Genomic DNA, 22,002 nt, shown 5'->3' with positions numbered 1-22,002 from the left:
TTATACAAATCTCTATAAATTTATAGAAATAGAAAATGGAAAGCCCATCTAATATATAAGTGCAAAATTTAAATTTTAGAATGAAACTCACGAAGTTTAAATTTTGTTTTATTTGTAATTCAATGGTGTACATTTAGAGTATCTGCCCAATCTCAATAAACTAAAAAATAAATTACCTTTGCCCGAAAGTTTCTTCAAGGATGAAAAAAACACTTGTGCTATTATTTCTTTTTTGCGCTTCGGCTACTGTGTTTTCGCAAACTCCTGCAAAGAAAGAAAAACCACCTATAGATTATTATAAAATTATTTCGGCAACTAGAGATACTACTTTTGTAGATACTACCCTTTCTATTGCTAAAAAGTACAAATTTAATTACCTGCGGAAAGATAATTTTGAGCTGCTGCAATTTTCAAATGTAGGGCAGACGTATAATTCGCTTGCTTATAATTTTAATACGTTTAATCTAAAGCCGCTATTTGTAGCACAGTCGCATCATTTCAACTATAAAGAAATTGACGATGTAAATTATTTTAACGTTCCAACGCCTTTAACGGAGCTTTATTTTAAAACCGCTTACGAACAAGGACAGCAATTAGATGCGTTTTTTACAGTAAATACCTCGCCGCAATTTAATTTTTCGGTTGGTTATAAAGGGGTTCGTTCGTTGGGGAAATATCAGCATATTTTAACCAGTACGGGTAATTTTCTGTTTACTTCAAATTACCATACAAAAAATAAGCGCTATGTTGTTCGTGCGCACGTAGCGGCACAGGATATTTTAAACCAGGAAAACGGTGGTTTAACCAACAATTCGCTACAGCTATTTATGACTGCAGACCCTGAATTTAATGACCGCGGCAGGTTGGATGTAAATTTTGAAAATGCGGAAAATAAACTGGAAGGACTCCGTTTTTATGGCGATCAGTATTACGAATTGTTTAGCAATCGCGATAGTACCGGGTACTCGGTTTTAACTATTGGGAATGTTTTAAGCTATGAAGATAAATTTTTCAGATACAACCAAACAAAGCCTTTTAAAAGTTTTGGCCCTTCGTACGAAACAGCCGATTTGTTCACCAAAACCAAATTGGAAGATTTTAATGTAAAGGCGTATGCAGATTTTGACAATTCACTCATTGGAAAAATAACTGCTTGGGCGGGCTATAATGATTTTAATTACGGTTATAATTCCGTTTTAATATTGGATGAGGCGCGAATTCCCAACAGAATTAAAGGAGATATAATTGAAGCCGGTGCCGCTTTTGCAAAAGAATATCGCGGATTTAAACTTTCCGGTAAAGGCGCATTAAACATTGCTGGCGATTTTGAAGGTAATTATATTGAAGGTTCAGCTTCGTATAATTTAAATGAAGAATACAATGCCAAAGCTTCAATAAATATTCATTCGGTGGCGCCCAATTTCAACTTTTTATTGTACCAAAGCGATTACCAAAACTACAATTGGAAAACCAATTTAAACAATGTAAAAACACAGCAACTCAATTTTGAAATTGATACAAAACAATTTGGAAATGCTTCGGTAAGTTACACGGGAATTGACGATTACACCTATTTTGGTATAAAGGAAAACGACAGCACTCCGTCTCCCAATCAAGCTTCTGAAAGAGTTGATTATCTAAAAATAAAGGCCGAAAAGGAATTCAAATACCGAAATTTTGGTTTTGAGAATACAGTAATGTATCAACAGGTTTTAAATGGTGAAAACATTTTGAATGTTCCACAGATTATTACGCGAAACACGCTTTATTTTGAAGATCATTTGTTTAAACGTGCTTTGTTTTTACAAACGGGTGTAACTTTTAAATATTTTACCAAATACAATATGAATGGTTATGATCCTGTATTGGCGGAGTTTTACGTGCAGAACGATCAGGAATTGGGCGGTTTCCCGTTGGTAGATATTTTCTTTAACGCTAAAATTCGGCAAACGCGTATTTACTTTGTTTATGAAAATTTCACTAATTTATTTAGTGGTGGTAAGAACGATCATTTTGCGGCACCGGGCTACCCATATCGCGATGCTGTTTTAAGGTTTGGGCTGGTTTGGAATTTCTTCCTATAAAAAAACCCGCCACTTTCGGACGGGTTCACTAATTTATATCAGTTCGAGCGCAGTCGGAATTTATAATCCATCAATCTCGCAAAAGCCCTCTGGAAATTACAATTTTTTGTATTTCTGAAGTTCCTTCATAAATCTGGGTAATTTTCGCATCGCGCATAAAGCGTTCTACGTGGTATTCCTTTACAAAACCATTTCCGCCGTGAACCTGTACTGCTTCAACAGATACATCCATTGCTACTTGGCTGGCGTATAACTTTGCCATCGCACCGCTCATATCGTAATTGTTGCCTTGGTCTTTGTCCCAGGCTGCTTTCATTACTAAATGCCGTGCAGCTTCAATGGTGGTATGCATATCGGCAAGTTTAAAGGCAATAGCTTGGTGGTTTGCTATTTCGGTACCAAAAGCCTTTCTAACTTTTGAATACTCACGAGCCAAATCGTATGCGCCTGCAGCGATTCCTAAAGCTTGGGCAGCAATACCAATACGGCCACCAGCAAGGGTTTTCATAGCAAATTTAAATCCAAACCCGTCTTCGCCAATTCTGTTTTCCTTTGGAACTTTTACATCGTTAAAAATTAACGAATGCGTATCGCTACCGCGGATACCTAATTTATCTTCTTTCGGTCCAATTTCAAAGCCTTCCCAGCCTTTTTCAACAATAAAAGCGTTAATGCCTTTGTGTTTTTTGTCTTTATCGGTTTGGGCAATTACTAAGTAATAATCTGCGGTTCCTCCGTTGGTAATCCAGTTTTTGGTGCCGTTTAATACGTAGTGGTCGCCTTTATCAATTGCAGTAGTTTTTTGCGACGTAGCATCGCTTCCTGCTTCAGGTTCACTTAAACAAAATGCCCCAAGTTTTTCGCCTGTGGCTAATTTGGTAAGGTATTTTTGTTTTTGTTCTTCGGTTCCGTAAGCTTCGAGGCCGTAACACACGAGCGAGTTGTTAACCGAAACAATTACCGAGCAGGAGGCATCTACCTTGCTCAGTTCTTCCATAACGAGTACGTACGAAATGGTGTCCATTCCGCCGCCGCCGTATTTTGGATCTACCATCATTCCGAGAAAACCAAGTTCGCCCATTTTTTTAACTTGCTCGGTAGGGAATTTTTGAAGGTTATCTCTTTCAATTACGCCCGGCAGTAATTCGGTGCGTGCAAAATCACGAGCTGCGTCGCGAATCATTAAATGTTCTTCGGATAGACTGAAATCCATAGGCTTTTTATATGTAAGAGTTGTGTTTTAAAAAGAAAGCACAAAGGTACTTATAAAAAGCAAATTCTAAAAAACAAATACTAAATAACAACAGATGGATAAATCATGGCGATGCAATTATAATTTCGATTATATTTTAAATAGATTGCCTATCTATTGGCATTATTAAAATCTTCCGTAGTATCTTTAAATTCTTGATGTTTATAATTTGAAAAAGGAAAAGTATCATATTATCGGCGTAATGAGCGGTACTTCGCTCGACGGAATTGATTTGGCCGAAATTGTTTTTAACCATGCCCAAGCGCGATGGAGCTTTGAAATTCTCGCTGTTGAAACCGTGCCATATACTACATTTTGGAGGGATAAGCTGCGCGAAGCCATAAATTATTCCGAAGAAAAATTAGGGCGTTTAGATTTTAAATACACAGAAAAACTTTCTGAGGAAATTTCTAAATTCATTAAAAAACACACCATTCAGGAAATAGATGCAGTTTGCAGTCATGGGCACACCATTTTGCATCAGCCCGAAAAGGGGTTTACACGTCAGATCGGGAATTTACCGCGCATTTCAAAAACGCTTCAACAAACGGTAGTTTGCGATTTCAGAGTGCAGGACGTGGCACTTGGCGGGCAGGGCGCACCCTTAGTGCCTATTGGTGATAAACTGCTATTTTCGGCTTATGATTATTGTTTAAATCTGGGCGGGTTTGCCAATTGTTCTTTCGAAAATAAGGCAGTGCGTGTGGCCTACGATATCTGTGCGGTAAATATTGTTTTAAATAGATATGCCGAAAAATTGGGGTTTGATTTTGATGAGAGCGGCAAATTGGCGGCATCTGGAAAAGTAGATGAAACGTTGCTCCAAAAATTGAATGCGCTTCCTTTTTATACTGAAAAGCCTCCGAAATCTTTGGGATTGGAGTGGGTGCAATCTACAATTTTTACTCTTTTGGATGCATTTAATATTTCAACAGAAAATATATTGCGCACATATACCGAACATATAGCCATGCAGCTTGCCAATCAATTTTCGGCGCGTGCATCTGTCTTGGTTACCGGAGGTGGTGCATATAACACTTTTTTAATTGAACGATTGAAAAATCAATCTTCGGTGGCGGTACTAATACCATTGCCAAAAATTGTGGAATACAAGGAAGCCTTGATATTTGGACTGTTGGGAGTGCTCAAGCTTCGCGATGAGGTTAATTGTTTGGCGAGTGTTACGGGAGCTTCACAGGATCATTCCAGCGGGAATATATACTATCCATAATTTTTAAAGAAAATAAATTCAAACGCCTCACAAGTTTTTTATATTTGTCCTATTCTATTAGCACCAACACAAAAAGATTATCGCGCTTCAACGCAATTGAAAACAAATTTTTAATGCTCCCTAATTAATGAAAGAATTACTTAAAAAATACGAAGAAAAAGAACCCGAAATAGTTTTTCATTGGAAAGATCCAGAAACCGAAGCCGAAGGCTGGACCGTTATAAACTCGTTGCGAGGCGGGGCTGCCGGTGGCGGTACGCGTATGCGAAAAGGTTTGGATATGAATGAAGTGCTTTCACTTGCAAAAACAATGGAAGTTAAATTTTCAGTTTCGGGCCCAGCAATTGGCGGCGCAAAATCTGGAATTAATTTTGATCCTGCCGATCCTCGAAAAAAGGGAGTTTTAGAGCGTTGGTTTAAGGCTGTAGCTCCATTGTTAAAGGGGTATTACGGCACTGGTGGCGATATGAATGTAGATGAAATTCACGAAGTAATACCGTTTACCGAGCAATGTGGTATTTGGCATCCGCAGGAAGGTGTTTTTAACGGGCACTTTATACCCACCGAAGCAGATAAAATTAACCGTATTGGGCAATTGCGCCACGGCGTTATAAAAGCATTGGAAAGTACCGAGTACTCGCCAGATATAACAAGAAGCTATAAAGTAGCCGACATGGTTACGGGTTTTGGCGTGGCAGAAGCAGTAAAACACTATTACGATATTTACGGCGGCGATGTAAAGGGAAAGCGCGCAATAATACAAGGTTTCGGAAACGTAGGTTCTGCTGCAGCGTACTATCTTTCGCAAATGGGCGCCAAAATAGTAGGTATTATAGATCGCGATGGAGGTGTAATAAATGAAGATGGTTATTCATTTGAAGAAATAAAACAACTATTTTTAAACAAGGATGGCAACTTGCTTGTTGCCGGAAACATGATTCCATTTAATGAAATAAACGAAAAAATCTGGAAGGTCAAAGCAGAAATATTTGCTCCTTGTGCAGCGTCCAGATTGGTTACACAGCAACAGATTACCGAAATGATTGAAAGTGGATTGGAAGTTATAAGCTGTGGTGCCAACGTGCCGTTTGCGGATAAGGAGATTTTCTTCGGTCCGATTATGGAATACACTGACGAACGCGTAAGTTTAATTCCAGATTTTATAAGTAACTGTGGTATGGCACGCGTTTTTGCATATTTTATGGAGCGCAAGGTACAGATGACCGATGAGGCAATTTTTAACGATACCTCCATTACTATTAAAAATGCAATTCAGAATACCTTTAATAATAATAGTACCAAGACCAACATTAGCAAAACTGCTTTTGAAATAGCATTGAAACAATTGTTATAATTTTCAATAATAAGCACCACTATGGAATCAATCATTATTTTAATTTTCGTAATCGGATATCTCTCAATAACCTTAGAGCATCCTTTAAAACTAGACAAAACAGTACCGGCACTTATTATGGCAGCCCTTATTTGGGCGGTTTTAGCAATAGGTTTTACCAGTGGTTGGTTTGACGTTATTAATACTGAAGAAAAAGCATTTAGCTTTCTTACAGGTGGCGAGCTCGCCATGGAAGGGTTTGAAGGTACCCTGCTTCATCATTTAGGAAAAACTGCCGAAATACTTATTTTCTTAATCGGGGCAATGACAATTGTAGAGATTATTGATCTTCACCGCGGTTTTGAAGTGTTGAAAAGTGCCGTTAAAACAAAAAGTAAACGGAAACTATTATGGATTATCGGGGTGCTTGCATTTATACTTTCAGCAATTATAGATAATCTAACGGCTACAATTGTTTTAATTACGTTGCTGCGTAAGTTAATTCATAGAAGAGAAGATAGAATATGGTTTGCTGCCATGGTTGTAATTGCTGCAAATGCCGGTGGAGCTTGGTCTCCTATTGGCGATGTAACAACAACTATGCTTTGGATAGCCAAAAAAGTATCTGCCGCTGGGCTTATTGAATATGTGGTTATACCCTCTATAGTTTGTTTTGTTCTGCCTTTTATTGTTGCAAGTTATTTGCCGGCCTTCCGAGGTAATATTGATGTTGAAGTCAGAGAAGATATAGAAGAAGGCGCTATCTTAAGCAGTAGAACTATGTTGTTTTTAGGGTTGGGAATGATTGTTTCGGTTCCAGTTTTTAAAACTCTAACACATTTACCGCCTTATATGGGAATGATGCTGGCTCTAGGGGTTGTATGGCTTGTTTCTGAATATATTCATCCAGAAGAAGATTTTACCCGAGAAAGAAGGCATCTGTACTCTGCACATAAAGCGCTATCGCGTATTGAAATTTCGAGCATCCTTTTCTTCCTCGGAATCTTAATGGCCGTTGCAGGTTTAGAAAGTCTTGTATATGGTGTTTCATCAGAAGGTGATCCTGTAGGAACGCTACGTTATTTAGCAGAAGTATTGCAAGCCGCAATACCAAACCAAGATGTAGTGGTTATTCTTCTAGGTATCGTTTCTGCAATTATAGACAACGTACCATTAGTTGCTGCGTCTATCGGAATGTACGATTTACCAATGGATTCTGTACTATGGCATTTTATAGCGTATTCTGCCGGAACTGGAGGAAGTATGCTAATTATTGGTTCTGCAGCGGGAGTTGCAGCCATGGGTATGGAACGTATAGATTTTATCTGGTATCTGAAAAAAATCACTTGGCTGGCGTTTATCGGCTTTATAGCAGGCGCAGGAACATTTTTATTAATTGAAAGAGTGATATTTCACAACGCATAACAATTTCTGAAATCTATTACCGTTATTCACTAAAACAAAACCTATTTTATGTTGAACTTGTTTATTCAAGAGGGTGCTGATTTGGCACAGGAACTTGAACCCATTTCTGAAGAAAAGACCCTTTCTATTATGGATCTTCTCTTAACCGGAGGAATTGCCGGTCAGATAATAATACTCGTGCTATTCGTGCTTCTATTCGTTGCGGTTTATATTTATTTTGAACGGCTTTTTGCTATTAAAGCTGCATCCAAAATGGATGGTAATTTTATGAACCAAATTCGCGATCATGTGGCCAAAGGCAATATTGAAGGAGCCAAAGTGTTGTGTGCTCAAAATAATACGCCGGTTTCACAATTAACCATAAAAGGAATTTCCAGAATAGGTAGCCCTTTAGAAGATATAAATACCGCAATTGAAAACGCAGGCCGATTGGAAGTTTATAAACTCGAAAAAAATGTGAGTGTGCTTGCAACTATTGCCGGCGCTGCACCTATGATTGGTTTCTTAGGAACAGTTATTGGAATGGTTCTGGCTTTTCACGAACTTGCAACAAGTAGCGGGCAAGCCGAAATGGGAAATCTCGCCGAAGGTATTTACACAGCCATGACAACAACCGTGGCTGGGCTTATTGTTGGTATTATTGCTTATATGGGGTACAATCATCTTGTGGTAAAAACCGATAAGGTAGTACATCAAATGGAGGCCACAGCAGTAGATTTTCTAGACATGTTAAACGAGCCAACTTAATGAATCTTAGAGGAAGAAATAAAGTAAGTGCCGAATTTAGCATGAGTTCCATGACAGATATTGTGTTTCTGTTATTGGTGTTCTTCTTGCTTACTTCGCCTGCAATAACTCCAGATGCATTGGATTTAATACTTCCAAAGGCAAAAGGAAAAACTTCAAATGTACAGAAAGCTTCCGTTAGCATTACAAAAGATGGAGCATACTATGTAGATAAAGAACGTGTAAGCGAATACAGTATTGAAAACGAATTGAAAAAAGTACTCGCCGGTCAGGAAGAGCCTACAATTATACTTCGCGCCGAAGAGGGGGTGCCCATAGAAGATGCCGTTTTTGTGATGGACATTGCCAATAGAAATAGCTTTAAAGTTGTACTTGCGGTCAGACCTAATTAATGTTGCTATTGTGCTATAATTGGCACTGAAATTGCAACTGTCTTTAATCTCAAAATCATAATCCTTGAATTTTTTAAACACAAAACATAAACGAAAAAGTATGACAATCACGATTATCGTGCATGTTATCATCCTTATTCTACTGTTTTATGTGGGTATGAAATATATGGATCCGCCATTAGAGCAAGGAATAGCCGTTAACTTCGGAACTACCGAGACGGGTAGCGGTGCAGTACAGCCTACTGAAAAAATACAGTCCGAGCCCCAAAGAGCAACGTCAGAGCCTGTTACACAACCTAAGACCGACATTAAAGAAGAAGTAGTAACACAGGAAACGGAAGATGCTCCCGTTATTAAAAAAGAACAGCCAAAAAAGGAACAAACTGTAACTCCTGTAAAGGAACAGCCAAAAAAAGAAGTAAAAAAGCCAGACCCCAAACCAGATAAATCTACAACCGATGCACTTGCAAGTATTTTGAATGGTCCTAAAAGCGATGGCACAGCCACGGGAGGCGAAGGCAATGATAAAAATCCCGGCGACAAAGGCAGTATTGATGGCGACCCGAATGCAAGTGCCTATTATGGAACTGGTAAGGGATTGGACGGTGATGGTAACTATTTACTTGGCGGAAGAAAGGCGCTTAATAAAGAAAAGTTTGTGCAAGATTGCAACGAAGCCGGGACTGTAGTTGTAAGTATTGAAGTAAACCGATTGGGGAAAGTTACCAGTGCAACTGCCGGAGTGCGGGGTACTACCAACAATTCACGTTGCTTGTTGGAGCCCGCGAAAAAAGCGGCTCTAGCAACCAAATTTAATGCAGACGATAAGGCTCCAATAAAACAAATTGGTAAAATTATCTATAGATTTAGTCTTTCTCAGTAAATTCGTATCTTAAATTTATTGCTATCAACTATTCAGAGACCATTGCTTGGCTTTTTGCACAGCTCCCAATGTATCAGCGGGTCGGACAATCTGCGTATAAGGCAGACTTAGCAGCTACCATCAATCTTGCAAATTATTTAGGTAATCCCCAGGAAAGTTTTAAAAGTGTTCACGTTGCCGGCACCAATGGCAAGGGCAGCACCAGCCATATGCTGGCTTCGGTTTTTCAAGAAGCTGGTTACAAAACCGGGCTTTATACTTCGCCTCATCTAAAAGATTTTCGCGAACGAATTAAAATTAATGGTGAAATGATTCCGAAACTCTACGTTTCAGATTTTGTTGAAAAACACCAACTTTATTTTAAAGATAACCAATTGTCTTTTTTTGAAATGACTGTGGGATTGGCGTTTGACTTTTTTAGAAATGAAAAAGTAGACATTGCCATTATTGAAGTAGGAATGGGAGGAAGGCTAGATAGCACAAATATCGTTCTTCCGGAAATTTCAGTAATTACAAATATAGGGCTTGATCATACACAGTTTTTGGGTAATACCTTAGAAAAAGTGGCAGGTGAAAAGGCAGGTATTATTAAAAGCAATACACCTGTTGTTATAGGAGAAACAGTTCCCGAAACGAAACATATCTTTGAAACCGTTGCTGCACAAAAATATGCTCCCATTAGTTTTGCCGAAAACTTGAATGGCCTAGATTATATTTCAGACTTAAAAGGTATTTATCAAGAAAAAAATATAAAAACCGTATTAGCGACTTTGATGGTTTTGCAGCAAATCGGCTGGAGTATTTCTAAGGAAAACATTAAAAACGGATTGTTAAATACGGTTAAAAATACCGGATTAATGGGGCGTTGGCAAAAGCTAAACAGTTGTCCAAACGCAATCTGTGATACCGGCCATAATAAAGAAGGTTTGCAATTGGTGATTGCCCAACTGGCTAAAGAGCGTTTTGAAAAACTCCATATTGTATTGGGTGTGGTAAACGATAAGGATTTAACCTCCGTGCTGCCAATTTTTCCCAAAAACGCCATTTATTACTTCTGTAAACCAAACATTCCAAGAGGAATGGATGCATCGCTATTATTGTCTAAAGCTCGTGGTTTCGGACTCGTCGGGGAGGAGTATATTTCGGTGTTACAGGCTTATAAAGCGGCGCTGCGAGCTGCTTCACCGGAGGATTTAGTTTTTATCGGTGGCAGTACGTTTGTGGTTGCTGAAGTTTTATAATTTTTTTTCAAATAAATGTTTGCGGGAATTAAAAACTAGCTTATATTTGCAACCTCTAAACAATGAGGGCGATTAGCTCAGCTGGTTCAGAGCACCTCGTTTACACCGAGGGGGTCGGGGGTTCGAACCCCTCATCGCCCACCAGTTTTTAAAAAACCGAAGTGAAAGCTTCGGTTTTTTTTATTGTGTTATACTGTGTTCATTATTTATGCGAATAAGTTTAACTTTGAAACCACCACCACTTAAAACTAAAATTTTTGATTCCATTTATTCATAAAATAATAACAGACGTAGTAAAAAGTCGGCAAAAGACCGGAAAATCAAAAAGCGCAACAGAACCTCTTGAAAAACGGGTGAACAATCTTGAAATTGAGATTGTTCACGAAGTGGGAGATTTTTTCTTTTTACTATTGGGAGTGGTTTCAGCATCATTTGGACTAAGGGGTTTTTTAATTCCTAATGGGTTTATTGATGGTGGCGTTACCGGGGTTTCCCTTATGGTGAACGAATTAACCGGAGTTACATTTTCATTGTTATTAGTCTGCTTTAACCTGCCCTTTTTAATTCTGGCGTACTTTTCTATCGGACGGAGATTTGCAATTAAAAGCGTTATGGGGATCGTGCTACTGGCGGTTGCCGTGGCGGTTATTCCGTACCCTGCAATTACAGACGATAAAATATTGGTAGCGGCTTTTGGAGGACTGTTTTTAGGTTTGGGCATCGGACTGGCTATTCGCGGTGGTGCTATTATTGATGGTACCGAAGTGTTGGCCATCTATATTAGCCGAAAAACCAGCCTTACCGTTGGAAATGTAATTATGATTTTTAACGTTGCTATATTTACCGCGGCAGCTTATTTTCTTTCTACAGAAATTGCACTTTATGCAATACTCACTTATTTTGCCGCTTCAAAAACTGTTGATTTTGTAATTGATGGAATTGAAGAGTTTATGGGGATTACAATTATTTCTGATAAAAATGAAGAAATAAGATTGGCAATAATTGAAAAAATGGGTCGAGGCTGTACAATTTATAAAGGTGAAAACGGCTTTGCAAAGAAGGGGGAAGCGCGGAAACTCGTTGATGTGGTCTATACTGTAATTACCCGTTTGGAAATGAGCAAGCTAAAAACAGAAGTTGAAAAAATAGACAAGCAAGCATTTATGATCATGACTTCGGTTAAAGATGCGAAAGGAGGCATGATTAAAAAGAAGCCCATTAAAAAATTTGATAAATAACTGTAAAAAGCCAGTTTGTTTTACCTTTCGGATTTTGTATTTTCAAGCTTTGCATATAGGGCCATTAACTCAGTTGGTTTAGAGTGTCACGTCGACAACGTGGAAGTCGTTGGTTCGAATCCAACATGGCCCACTTCAAAATATAATTATAAAAAATCTAAAATCCGCTCCAATGCCATTCCACGCGAAGCTTTAATTAATATTGTAGCATTTTTTGGAGGATTGGTTTTTAATGTTTCACGCAATTCATCAAAAGTTTCAAATTGTTTTATATGTGAAGAATTATGGACTGTTTTAAAAAAATTGCTTCCTACTAAATACACATTTCCGAAGGGGTTTTCGGCTAAAAAATCAACGATATTTTGATGTTCGGTTTCAGCTTCTTTTCCCAGTTCAAACATATCGCCTAAATACATAATTTTGGTTTCGCCCTTGGCTTGTTTAAAGTTTTCCAAAGCAGCCATCATACTGGTTGGGTTTGCATTATACGCATCCATTAAAACCGTGTTTGTGCCTTTTTTAATCAATTGCGAACGGTTGTTTGACGGTGTATAGCTTTCAATACCCACCTTAATTTCTTTTGCAGAAATATTAAAAAATGCACCAATAGCTATTGCCGCAGAAAGGTTGGCAAAGTTGTAGGCCCCTACTAAATTGCTCTGTATTTCGGTGTTGTTGAATGCCACCAAAAGCTGGTGCGAGCCATCTAGTAATTCTATATTATAATCGCTATGTTTTGTGCCAAAGGTTACTCTTTCACTGTTTTCGGACTTATTTAATTGTTTTAGATCGTTGGCGTTCACAAAAATTTTCTTCTTGTGTTTTTTTAAATATTGATACAGTTCAGTCTTACCTTGAACCACACCATCTAAGCTACCAAAACCTTCTAAATGGGCTTTTCCAAAGTTGGTAATATACCCGTAATCTGGATCTGCAATTTCACTTAACATTTTTATTTCCCCCAAATGATTGGCCCCCATTTCAACAATGCCTATTTCGGTTTCTTTATTCATATTGAGCAAAGTTAGGGGAACGCCTATGTGGTTGTTTAAGTTGCCTTGTGTTGCCACGGTATTAAACTTTTGGGAAAGAACAGCATTTATAAGCTCTTTAGAAGTTGTTTTGCCATTGCTCCCAGTGAGTGAAATAATAGGCAGATTTAAATTTTTTCTATGAAAGCGTGCCAGTTGCTGCAGCGTTAACAGTACATTTTCTACCAATATAGTTTCACCAGTATTTTTATGAAAGGCAGTTTCATCAACAATAACTTTAAAAGCACCTTTATCCAGTGCTTCCTGTGCAAATAAGTTTCCGTTAAAGTTTTCACCTTTAAGGGCAAAAAACAGGCAGTTTTTTTCAATTTTTCTGGTGTCTGTACAAACGCCACTGCTCTGCAAAAAATACGTGTGAAGGGATGCTATATTCATGAAATAAATATACTAAAAAACCCTCCGAAGCTGTATGCCAAGGAGGGTTGTTTTTTTTAATTTTTAAATCGTTAATTTCTGGGGCGTTTCCCTTTTTTAGATTTTGAACCAACGCGACTCATTGCGCATCTAAACCCAATATAATCTGTTGCCATATCTTGGGGGAAATAGCGTCTCTGTGCAGGATCTAACCAGTAATCTCTATCTCTCCATGAACCTCCTTTATAAACACGAACTTCGTTGTCTATAAGTGTAGTTCTATTTGATGATTTATCGTACTGACGATCTAGGGTACCAGAGCTATCTACATAAACCTTTTGAATAGGTGAATTGTACATGCGATTAGTGTTGTCGGCACCTTCGCCTTCTTCATCGGCAAATGATTGATAGTAACGAGATGATCGTTTATCGCCGTCTCTGTAATCGCGATTATCGCTTTGGGAGAAGTTTGTTCTTAAATAGGTTTCATTTTCATCAACTGGAACTTGGAGGATTCCGCCTGGAAGGTTTCGAGCTACAATTTTTCCGTTGCTTAAAGTGTCGAAAACAATAGAATCTTTTGTAACTACTTTTACTTTTCCATCTTCTCCAATAGCATTTTTGGTGTAAACGTTACCTCTGTAGTAATTGAAATCGTTAAACTCATCGTCAACAATTGGGCGGTAAACATCTGCTACCCATTCGGCAACGTTACCGGCCATATCGTAAAGTCCAAAATCGTTTGGTTCGTATGATTTTACTTGAGCTGTAATATCTGCACCATCATCACTCCAACCAGCTATACCTCCGTAATCACCATCACCTTGTTTAAAGTTTGCCAATTGGTCTCCACGCGATCTTCTTTTGCCTGAGCGCGTATATTGACCTTCCCACGGGTATTTTTTCTTACCTCTGTAGGCATTGTAGTTTCGAAGTCCAACGAGACCGAGGGCTGCGTATTCCCACTCAGCTTCGGTTGGAAGACGATACGCTGGCATAAGCAAACCATCTTTACGTTGAATGTATAAATTTGTACTGTCTTTGCTTCTTTTTGCAATAGATTCAGATTTTTTTCCACCTCGGGTAATAGAGTCATTACCACCGTATGTTAGAGTTGGCGCGTTTAAATAGGTTGCTGTATTGAATGTTTCGCCAGGTTCAACTTCATAAGGTGCATTTCTGGCGGTAATGCCTTCATTTGCCAAAACCATTTCATTTACGCGATCAGTTCTCCAATTACTAAACTCAACTGCTTGAATCCAACTTACCCCTACTACAGGATATTCGGCATAGGCAGGATGGCGAAGATAGTTATTGGTCATAACTTCGTTGAAACCTAAACGATTTCTCCAAACCAATGTATCTGGTACAGCGCCTTCATAAATTTTTCTATAACTTTCGTCGGTAGGAGGGAATACTTGTTTTAACCAATCAAGATATTCAAGATACATAAGGTTAGTAACCTCAGTTTCATCCATATAGAATGATTGAACGTGTTGTTGGTTAGGCGAGTTGTTCCAATCGTGCATCGGATCGTCTTGTACTCTACCCATGGTAAAAGTACCGCCTTCAACAAATACAAGGCCTGGGCCTGTTTCCTGTTCTCTAGATTGCGGATTGTATTGAAAGCCTCCTTCTTTGGCATTCATTTTCCAGCCGGTGGCTCGAGAACTGTTTTTATAGTCTCTGGATTTGTTGCAACCAACTAGAAGTGTGGCTGCTATTAAAGTAATAAATAGCTTTAACGTTAGGTTTTTTCTAAACATCATAGATTCAAATATGATAAAATTGGGTTCGCAATATAGTAATTAACGACAAAAACACAATAATATTTTGTTATTATTGCGCTGTAGGGTTTTAAAAGTTTTTAAGACCAATAAAGTTGCAAACGTATTAGTTTTAAAATTATTATCCTAATGCGACAATACAGAAAACTTTTAAAAAAATGCGTTATACTAAGTGTATATTTGAAGCGTTATTGGTACTAATGAGAAAAGCGATACTATTTTTTGTTTTTATAGCCCTGCCTTTTTTAGGAAAGGCGCAATCAAAAAGCATAACCATAGATTGGGGAAATTCCAGACCCGCTGCGAGTAAAATTGAAGGCACTGAATCTTCATCAACCACCAAGCAAAAAGCTAAGGCTGCATTAAAGCTTCAATTAAATAAAGAAGCAATTAGCTATCAAACTAAATGGGAGGATGCGGGTTTTGCCGATAAAACTTCGGTTACGCTTACCAATGTGCGTTATGGCTCGGTTTCTGCCGAAGAACTAAACCTGATTGATACCGAATTAGTGCCCGATAAATTGGAATACTACCTCGGTAGTTCGCACTCTAGGGAAAAACTCTTCACTTTATTAAAAATTTCACCTATAATCAAAACCAACAGTGGGTATAAAAAAGTATTATCTTTTGATGTAGATTATCGCTATGGTCCATTTTGTACAGACTATACGCCGGATATCACTAATTCGGTGCTTGCAAGTGGTAAGTGGTATAAATTTAAGGTAGCCGAAACTGGAATTCACAAAATAGACAGATCTTTTCTGAGTAGCTTGGGAATGAACGTAGATGGCATTAATCCAAGAAATATTAAAATATATGGTTTTGGAGGCAAATCCTTACCGTTGTTGAATGAAGAAAATAAATTTTTTGACCTGCCCGAAATAGCCATTCAAGTTGTAGGTGAAGAAGATGGGTCCTTTGATGGTAACGACTACATTCTATTTTATGGTACCAGTACTAATGGTTATGTAGAAGAAAACGATTCAAATTTAAACCCTTATACAGACGATTCATTTTATTACGTAACCGTAAGTGGAGATGCCGGTAAACGGGTGCGCCCCATGGTTGAACCAACAGGAACGGTAGATTTTACTATTTCAGAATTTGACGATTATCAATTTTATGAAAAGGACGAAGAAAGTCCGACAAAACTGGGTAGAAAATGGTTTGGCAATCGATTCGATATTAATAATGAACAAAGTTTTAATTTTGAATTCCCAAATATAGTTTCCAGCAAACCAATACAACTCACCATTAAAACCGCTGCAGCTTCAGAAAGTGCCACTTCAATGGCGGTAACTGTTAATAGCACCTCGCTAGACCCAATAGAATTTCGAGCTCTAGGAGTGGGAGGGCTTTTAGATTTAGATGAATATAGAAAAGAAATTCCGGCCAGCAGCGAAACTGTTCAAATAGATTTATCATACAACAATGCTGGTAATCCTTCGAGCATTGCATATTTAGACTATATTGGCTTATGGGCCGTTAGAACATTAAGTGGTGCCGAAGGACAATTGCCTTTTAGATATAATGCTGCGGAAACCCTGACTGGCGTGGGTGAATACCAAATAACCAATGCCGCACAGTTTTCGCAAGTTTGGGACGTTACCGACTCCCAGTTTATTACTTCAAAACAAAACGAAAACAATGCTTCCTCATTCAGTTTTAAACAAACACTTGGGCAAGTGCGTGAGTATGTTGCCGTAGGGCCTTCCAATTATTTGGCTCCTGTTAAGGTTGCACAACCGGTTGTTCAGAATCAAAATTTAAAAGGCACTATTTTTAAGGATGGTTCCGGAAATTTTCGAGATGTAGATTATCTTATTATTACAGCACCTTTCTTAATTCAACCTGCATTGCGTTTGGCAACGTATCATAAAAACCTACAAGGTCTTAATGTAAAAGTGGTAACCACAGACAAGATTTATGAGGAATTTAGCGGTGGCAGTCAGGATATTAGTGCAATCAGGAATTTTGTTCGCTATGTTTATAACAACGCTTCCACCGAAGCAAAACGGGTAAAATATGTAGGTATTTTAGGCGATGCATCTATAGATTATAAAAACAGACTGGCGAACAACAACAATATTGTTCCAACTTTTCAAACACTTACGGGGGTTAGTATTGCACAATCGTTTATGTCTGACGATTTCTTCGGAAATATGGATCCATGTGAGGGCACTATTGGCTCAGGTACCACAGATATTGATTTGTTAGACATCGCTATGGGCAGAATAATTGCAGATAATGTTTCCATGGCCAATGCCATGGTCGATAAAATTATAAAATACACCTCCGAAAGTTCGTATGGCAACTGGAGAACCAATTTTGTATTAATTTCTGACGATATCGATGAAGATAATGAGGAGCAATTACAGTTAAAACTAGATGCGTTGGGCGATCAAATCTCTATGGAGAAGCCGTTTATTAATGTGAAAAAAATTCACACCGATGCCTACCAACAAGAAGCCTCTGCCGGTGGTAGCCGTTATCCAGAAGTAAACGAAGCCATTAAAAGTGCTTTTGATGTAGGCGCTATTATTATAGATTATTTTGGCCATGGGGGTGAAGATGGTCTAGCTGCGGAGTATATTTACACTAAAGAAACTGCGCAAAATCTGCGAAACAAAGACAACTTGCCGTGTGTGGTTACAGTTACCTGCGAATTTACCAAATTTGACAACCCATTGCGTATTACAGCTGGCGAACTTACCTATTTAAATAAAGAAGGAGGAGCCATTTCCTTGGTTACAACTACTCGGGCAATTTATATTAATACGGGGGTATTGTTCAATCAGCTACTGGCAGACAATCTGTTTGGCTACGGAAGAGATGTGCCAGAAACTCCGGCCGAAGGGCTTAGACTCGCAAAGCAAGGCATAGATAGCGATTTAAGACGCGTGGTTTTCTATATTGGCGATCCTGCAATGCATCTTGCTTTTCCTAAAAAAAGTATTCGAATTACACGGTTGAACGATGTGCCTATCGGGCAAGCAACAGATACCTTAAAAGCTTTGAGTAAAATAAAACTTGCTGGCGAAGTTATAAATGAAGCGGGGATGCTAATGGCAGATTATAACGGTATTTTAGAAGCAAAAGTGTTCGACAAAAACGTAATGAGGCAAACATTAGATAACGATAATTTTAACTTTATAATGGATTTTACCACTTTGGGTGAATCATTATTTAATGGGAAAGCAACCATTGCCAACGGACTTTTTGAATTCGAATTTGTGGTTCCCAGAGATATTCAAATCCCTGTGGGGAAGGGCAGGGTAAGTCTATATGCCAAACGCAATAACGAACTGGAAGATCAGGCAGGTGTAAACTTAGATATAGATGTTGGCGGATTAAATGAAAATGCTCCCGAAGACAACGAAGGGCCGCTAATAAAACTTTTTATGAATGACGAAAGTTTTGTGTCGGGCGGAATCACAGACGATTCTCCTATGTTGCTCGCCAAACTTGAAGATACCAACGGTATAAACACTGCGAGTGGTATAGGCCACGATATAGTTGCAATTCTGGATGGCGATGAGTCTAATCCGTTTGTTTTAAACGAATTTTATCAAGCCGACGTTGACGACTATACCAAAGGAAAAGCAACCTTTAAATTTCGCGATCTTGAAGATGGTTTGCATACCCTAACTTTAAAAGCATGGGATGTTTACAATAATTCGTCAACGGCCGAAATACAGTTTATAGTGGCTGGTAACGATAAACTCGAAATTACCCGCGTACTTAATTACCCCAACCCCTTTGTAAATTACACCCAATTCTGGTTTAACCACAACAGGCCAGATGAAACTTTAGATGTACAGGTTCAGGTGTTTACGGTAACGGGAAAAGTGGTGTGGACAAAAAATGCAACCTTGCCACCTTCTGGAAGCTATCTGTGTCGTGAAATTACGTGGGACGGCCGCGATGATTTTGGCGATCGTATCGGAAAAGGTGTGTACGTTTATAAGATTACCGTTAATTCGGCGTTAACAAATCAGCGGGTTGAAAAATTTGAGAAACTCGTCATCCTTTAAAAATTAAATTTATATTTGCTCAAAATTATTTAATATGAAGAAATTATTTATTCCAATTTTGTTAGGCCTTGTGGCATTTAAATCTGTTGCACAAGAGGATAATACAGGAATTGAAAATCGTGTAATAACAACAGGTGTTCCATTTGTACTTATTGCCGCAGACCCTCGTGCCGCTGGTATGGGAGATATTGGCGTAGTTACTTCTGCCGATGCTTTTTCACAGCAGTGGAACCCAGCAAAATACGCTTTTGCACTTTCAAAGCAGGGCGTGGGTGTAACCTACACCCCCTATCTAAGCAAATTGGTAAATGATATATTCTTAGGAAATATTACTTATTATAACCGTTTAAACGAACAAAGCGCCGTGGGTGCAAGTTTCCGATATTTCAGTAATGGGGAGATTGAATTGCGCCAAACAGCAGATGAAGAGCCATTATTGGTTAAACCAAACGAATTGCTTTTTGATGTTTCATATGCACTTAGGCTTAGCGAACGATTCTCTATGGCCGTTGCCGGACGCTATATTCGTTCAGATTTAAAACTTCAAACTGCGGTGGCAGATGCTTCTGCAGCAAGCTCAGTAGCCGTAGACGTTGCAGGGTATTACCAAAGTGAAGAAATTCCTTACGACGATTTTGACGGCCGTTGGAGATTGGGTTTCAATATTTCTAACATTGGTCCTAAACTTAAGTACGACGAGGTAGGCTCGGAAAGTAACTTGCCAACAAACCTCGCTTTAGGTGGCGGATTCGATTTTATCTTAGACGAGTACAACAAAGTAGGTGTTTCTGCACAAGTTAATAAGTTGTTGGTTCCAACCCCAAGCGATTCTAACAACGACGGTGTAATTAATAATGAAGACGATTATTACAACGAAAGTTTCTTTAGTGGTATGTTCTCTTCATTTGGCGATGCGCCAGACGGTTTTAGTGAAGAGTTGAAAGAATTTACCTGGGCTCTGGGAGCCGAATATTGGTACCAAGATGTATTTGCTTTCCGTACGGGTTATTTCAACGAAAGTGACGTTAAGGGAAGTAGAAAGTTTCTTTCATTCGGAGCAGGTTTCCGCTATACCGCCATTAATATTGATATTTCGTACTTGTTCTCTACTTCAAAATTGGCAAATAGTCCGCTGGATGGTACCCTTCGTTTTGGGTTAACATTTAACTTTGGCGATGAGTACGACGAGTATTAGAAAGGTTTAACTAATGAAATGTTTAAATGTTTAAAAGTTTAATTTTAAATAAATCAATTTGTCAATTAAACCAGTGAGCAATTAAACATAAAATGAAAAAACAAAAAATTGAGATTGCCTTGGAAGTTTTTGAATCCGTTTCGGAGCTTCCAAAAAGCATTCAAGAATTAATGAATAAGGCGCAGCAAGCATGTAAAAATGCGTATGCGCCTTATTCGCGTTTTAGGGTGGGAGCAGCGTTACGTCTTGCATCCGGAACAATTGTATTGGGCAACAATCAAGAAAATGCAGCTTTTCCCTCGGGGCTTTGTGCCGAAAGGGTGGCTGTATTTAGTGCGGGTGCCAACTTTCCAAATGAAACGATTACGGCGCTCGCCATTACCGTACAAGCCGAAAGTCATGAGGTAACCGAGGCCATTGCACCCTGCGGAGCCTGCCGCCAATCGCTTGCCGAATACGAACAAAAACAAAAAAGCCCAATAGCTATCTACTTTCGCGGCGAATCTGGCGACATTATTAAAGTGGCTTCCATAATGGATTTATTGCCGCTGGGTTTTGATGCCAAATATCTCTAAAGAAAAAGCTAAGCTTAAAACTTACAATTTGTTTTTTTTAAATCTGGAATTTATTTAAAACTCCGTAAATATTTCAGATTTCGTTTTTGGGATTTGGAATTTGTATTTTCTGCTTATAAAGTACTACTTTTGTTATCCGTTTAATTATTTTCCCCACGGGAAAACCTTATAGCAGATAGATGAAGAAAATCACCAAAAAAACGTATCTAGATTGGTACGAGAACATGCTCTTTTGGCGTAAGTTTGAAGATAAACTAGCACAAGTATATATCAATCAAAAAGTGAGGGGGTTCCTACACCTTTACAATGGCCAAGAGGCCGTCTTGGCAGGTGCGTTGCACGCTATGGATCTTACCAAAGACCGAATGATTACCGCTTACCGTAACCACGTGCAGCCCATAGGGATGGGCGAGGATCCTAAAAGAGTAATGGCAGAGCTTTATGGCAAGGCAACTGGAACCTCTCAAGGTCTGGGTGGCTCCATGCATATTTTTTCCAAAGAACACCGTTTTTATGGGGGTCATGGTATTGTTGGCGGGCAAATTCCACTGGGTGCTGGTTTGGCTTTTGCCGATAAATATTTTGAAAGAGATGCGGTAACCTTAACCTATATGGGCGATGGAGCAACGCGCCAAGGGTCACTTCACGAAACTTTTAACCTTGCAATGCTTTGGAAGCTGCCCGTGGTATTTTGTGTTGAAAATAACGGCTACGCTATGGGAACTTCGGTTGCACGTACTGCCAATCATACCGATATTTGGAAGCTCGGTTTAGGCTACGAAATGCCCTGCAAACCAGTTGATGCCATGAAACCGGAAGTAGTAGCAAAGGAAATGGATGAAGCTATACAGCGCGCACGTCGTGGCGATGGTCCTACATTCCTTGAATTACGAACCTATCGCTACAGAGGGCACTCTATGAGCGATGCCCAACATTATCGTACAAAGGAAGAAGTGGCCAAAAAGCAAGAAGAAGATCCCATTACTTATGTGCTTCATCAAATTTATGAGAATAAGTGGGCAACGGAAGCAGACATAAAAAAGATTGACAAAAAAGTGAAAAAGTTGGTAGAGGAATGTGAAAAATTTGCAGATGAATCTCCATATCCAGAGAAGAACGTAATGTTCGATTCTGTTTACGAGCAAGAAGATTACCCGTTTTTATCAGATAAATTATAAG

16 protein-coding genes and 2 tRNA genes are annotated in these 22,002 nt (G+C 38.8%); 15 read left to right on the top strand and 3 right to left on the bottom strand.

Annotated elements, in window-relative coordinates; all coding sequences use genetic code 11:
• Nucleotides 1-200 precede the first annotated feature (200 nt).
• On the top strand, nt 201-2,084 hold the full coding sequence (locus VZD24_RS05505) for a putative porin (RefSeq protein ID WP_342687119.1): 1,884 nt from the start codon (nt 201-203) through the stop codon (nt 2,082-2,084).
• 70 nt (nt 2,085-2,154) lie between these two features.
• On the opposite strand, the gene VZD24_RS05500 is transcribed toward VZD24_RS05505, so the two are convergent.
• Nucleotides 2,155-3,297, bottom strand: a complete 1,143-nt coding sequence (locus VZD24_RS05500) for an acyl-CoA dehydrogenase (RefSeq protein WP_279449171.1) — start codon at nt 3,295-3,297, stop codon at nt 2,155-2,157.
• Between the two features lie 208 nt (nt 3,298-3,505).
• Between VZD24_RS05500 and VZD24_RS05495 the strand changes: the two genes are divergently transcribed.
• The 10 genes from VZD24_RS05495 to VZD24_RS05450 all read left to right on the top strand — a co-directional run bounded on the left by VZD24_RS05495 (nt 3,506) and on the right by VZD24_RS05450 (nt 11,959).
• Nucleotides 3,506-4,567 carry an anhydro-N-acetylmuramic acid kinase gene (locus VZD24_RS05495; RefSeq protein WP_342687120.1) on the top strand — a complete coding sequence of 354 codons (1,062 nt, stop codon included), beginning with the start codon at nt 3,506-3,508 and terminating at the stop codon, nt 4,565-4,567.
• 127 nt (nt 4,568-4,694) lie between these two features.
• Nucleotides 4,695-5,921, top strand: coding sequence for a Glu/Leu/Phe/Val dehydrogenase dimerization domain-containing protein (locus tag VZD24_RS05490; protein ID WP_279449169.1), 1,227 nt, complete (start codon nt 4,695-4,697; stop codon nt 5,919-5,921).
• Nucleotides 5,922-5,942: 21 nt separating this feature from the next.
• Nucleotides 5,943-7,325 (top strand): sodium:proton antiporter NhaD, encoded by a 1,383-nt coding sequence (nhaD, locus tag VZD24_RS05485; RefSeq protein ID WP_342687121.1) that lies wholly within the window; start codon nt 5,943-5,945, stop codon nt 7,323-7,325.
• A gap of 48 nt (nt 7,326-7,373) precedes the next feature.
• Nucleotides 7,374-8,072 carry a MotA/TolQ/ExbB proton channel family protein gene (locus tag VZD24_RS05480; protein ID WP_279449167.1) on the top strand — a complete coding sequence of 233 codons (699 nt, stop codon included), beginning with the start codon at nt 7,374-7,376 and terminating at the stop codon, nt 8,070-8,072.
• A complete protein-coding gene (locus VZD24_RS05475; RefSeq protein WP_279449166.1) occupies nt 8,072-8,464 on the top strand; it encodes an ExbD/TolR family protein in 393 nt (130 codons plus the stop codon). Before VZD24_RS05480 ends, VZD24_RS05475 begins: the two co-directional genes overlap by 1 nt.
• 100 nt (nt 8,465-8,564) lie before the next feature.
• Nucleotides 8,565-9,347 (top strand): energy transducer TonB, encoded by a 783-nt coding sequence (locus VZD24_RS05470; protein ID WP_342687122.1) that lies wholly within the window; start codon nt 8,565-8,567, stop codon nt 9,345-9,347.
• Nucleotides 9,348-9,370: 23 nt separating this feature from the next.
• The gene (locus VZD24_RS05465) at nt 9,371-10,588 is read left to right on the top strand and encodes a bifunctional folylpolyglutamate synthase/dihydrofolate synthase (protein WP_279450223.1); all 1,218 of its coding nucleotides are present in this window, start codon (nt 9,371-9,373) and stop codon (nt 10,586-10,588) included.
• Nucleotides 10,589-10,654: 66 nt separating this feature from the next.
• Nucleotides 10,655-10,732, top strand: a tRNA-Val gene (locus VZD24_RS05460).
• A 113-nt stretch (nt 10,733-10,845) separates the two neighbouring features.
• Complete coding sequence (locus tag VZD24_RS05455; RefSeq protein WP_279449164.1) at nt 10,846-11,826, top strand: YitT family protein; 981 nt, start codon at nt 10,846-10,848, stop codon at nt 11,824-11,826.
• 58 nt (nt 11,827-11,884) lie between these two features.
• A tRNA-Val gene (locus VZD24_RS05450) sits at nt 11,885-11,959 on the top strand.
• 13 nt (nt 11,960-11,972) lie between these two features.
• Here VZD24_RS05450 and VZD24_RS05445 read toward each other — a convergent pair.
• Both VZD24_RS05445 and gldJ read right to left on the bottom strand, forming a co-directional pair.
• Nucleotides 11,973-13,253, bottom strand: a complete 1,281-nt coding sequence (locus VZD24_RS05445) for a UDP-N-acetylmuramoyl-tripeptide--D-alanyl-D-alanine ligase (protein ID WP_342687123.1) — start codon at nt 13,251-13,253, stop codon at nt 11,973-11,975.
• A gap of 71 nt (nt 13,254-13,324) precedes the next feature.
• Entirely contained in the window at nt 13,325-14,998 is a 1,674-nt protein-coding gene (gldJ, locus tag VZD24_RS05440) for a gliding motility lipoprotein GldJ (protein ID WP_342687208.1), read from the bottom strand.
• 221 nt (nt 14,999-15,219) lie between these two features.
• Here gldJ and porU point away from each other — a divergent pair, with 221 nt between their 5' ends.
• The 4 genes from porU (at nt 15,220) to pdhA (ending at nt 22,001) form a co-directional block, all read left to right on the top strand.
• Nucleotides 15,220-19,053, top strand: a complete 3,834-nt coding sequence (porU, locus tag VZD24_RS05435) for a type IX secretion system sortase PorU (RefSeq protein ID WP_342688772.1) — start codon at nt 15,220-15,222, stop codon at nt 19,051-19,053.
• A 34-nt stretch (nt 19,054-19,087) separates the two neighbouring features.
• Entirely contained in the window at nt 19,088-20,248 is a 1,161-nt protein-coding gene (gene porV, locus VZD24_RS05430) for a type IX secretion system outer membrane channel protein PorV (protein ID WP_342687125.1), read from the top strand.
• 92 nt (nt 20,249-20,340) lie between these two features.
• Nucleotides 20,341-20,823: a cytidine deaminase gene (gene cdd / locus VZD24_RS05425; protein ID WP_279449160.1), complete on the top strand. Its 483-nt coding sequence runs from the start codon at nt 20,341-20,343 to the stop codon at nt 20,821-20,823.
• A 179-nt stretch (nt 20,824-21,002) separates the two neighbouring features.
• Nucleotides 21,003-22,001 (top strand): pyruvate dehydrogenase (acetyl-transferring) E1 component subunit alpha, encoded by a 999-nt coding sequence (gene pdhA, locus VZD24_RS05420; protein WP_342687126.1) that lies wholly within the window; start codon nt 21,003-21,005, stop codon nt 21,999-22,001.
• The last annotated feature ends 1 nt before the right edge of the window (nt 22,002 follow it).

The organism is Aequorivita flava (genome assembly GCF_038742595.1).
GTDB lineage: Bacteria > Bacteroidota > Bacteroidia > Flavobacteriales > Flavobacteriaceae > Aequorivita > Aequorivita marisscotiae.
The sequence above is the reverse complement of the archived record's forward strand: the minus strand, read 5'-3'. Positions and strand labels throughout refer to the sequence as shown.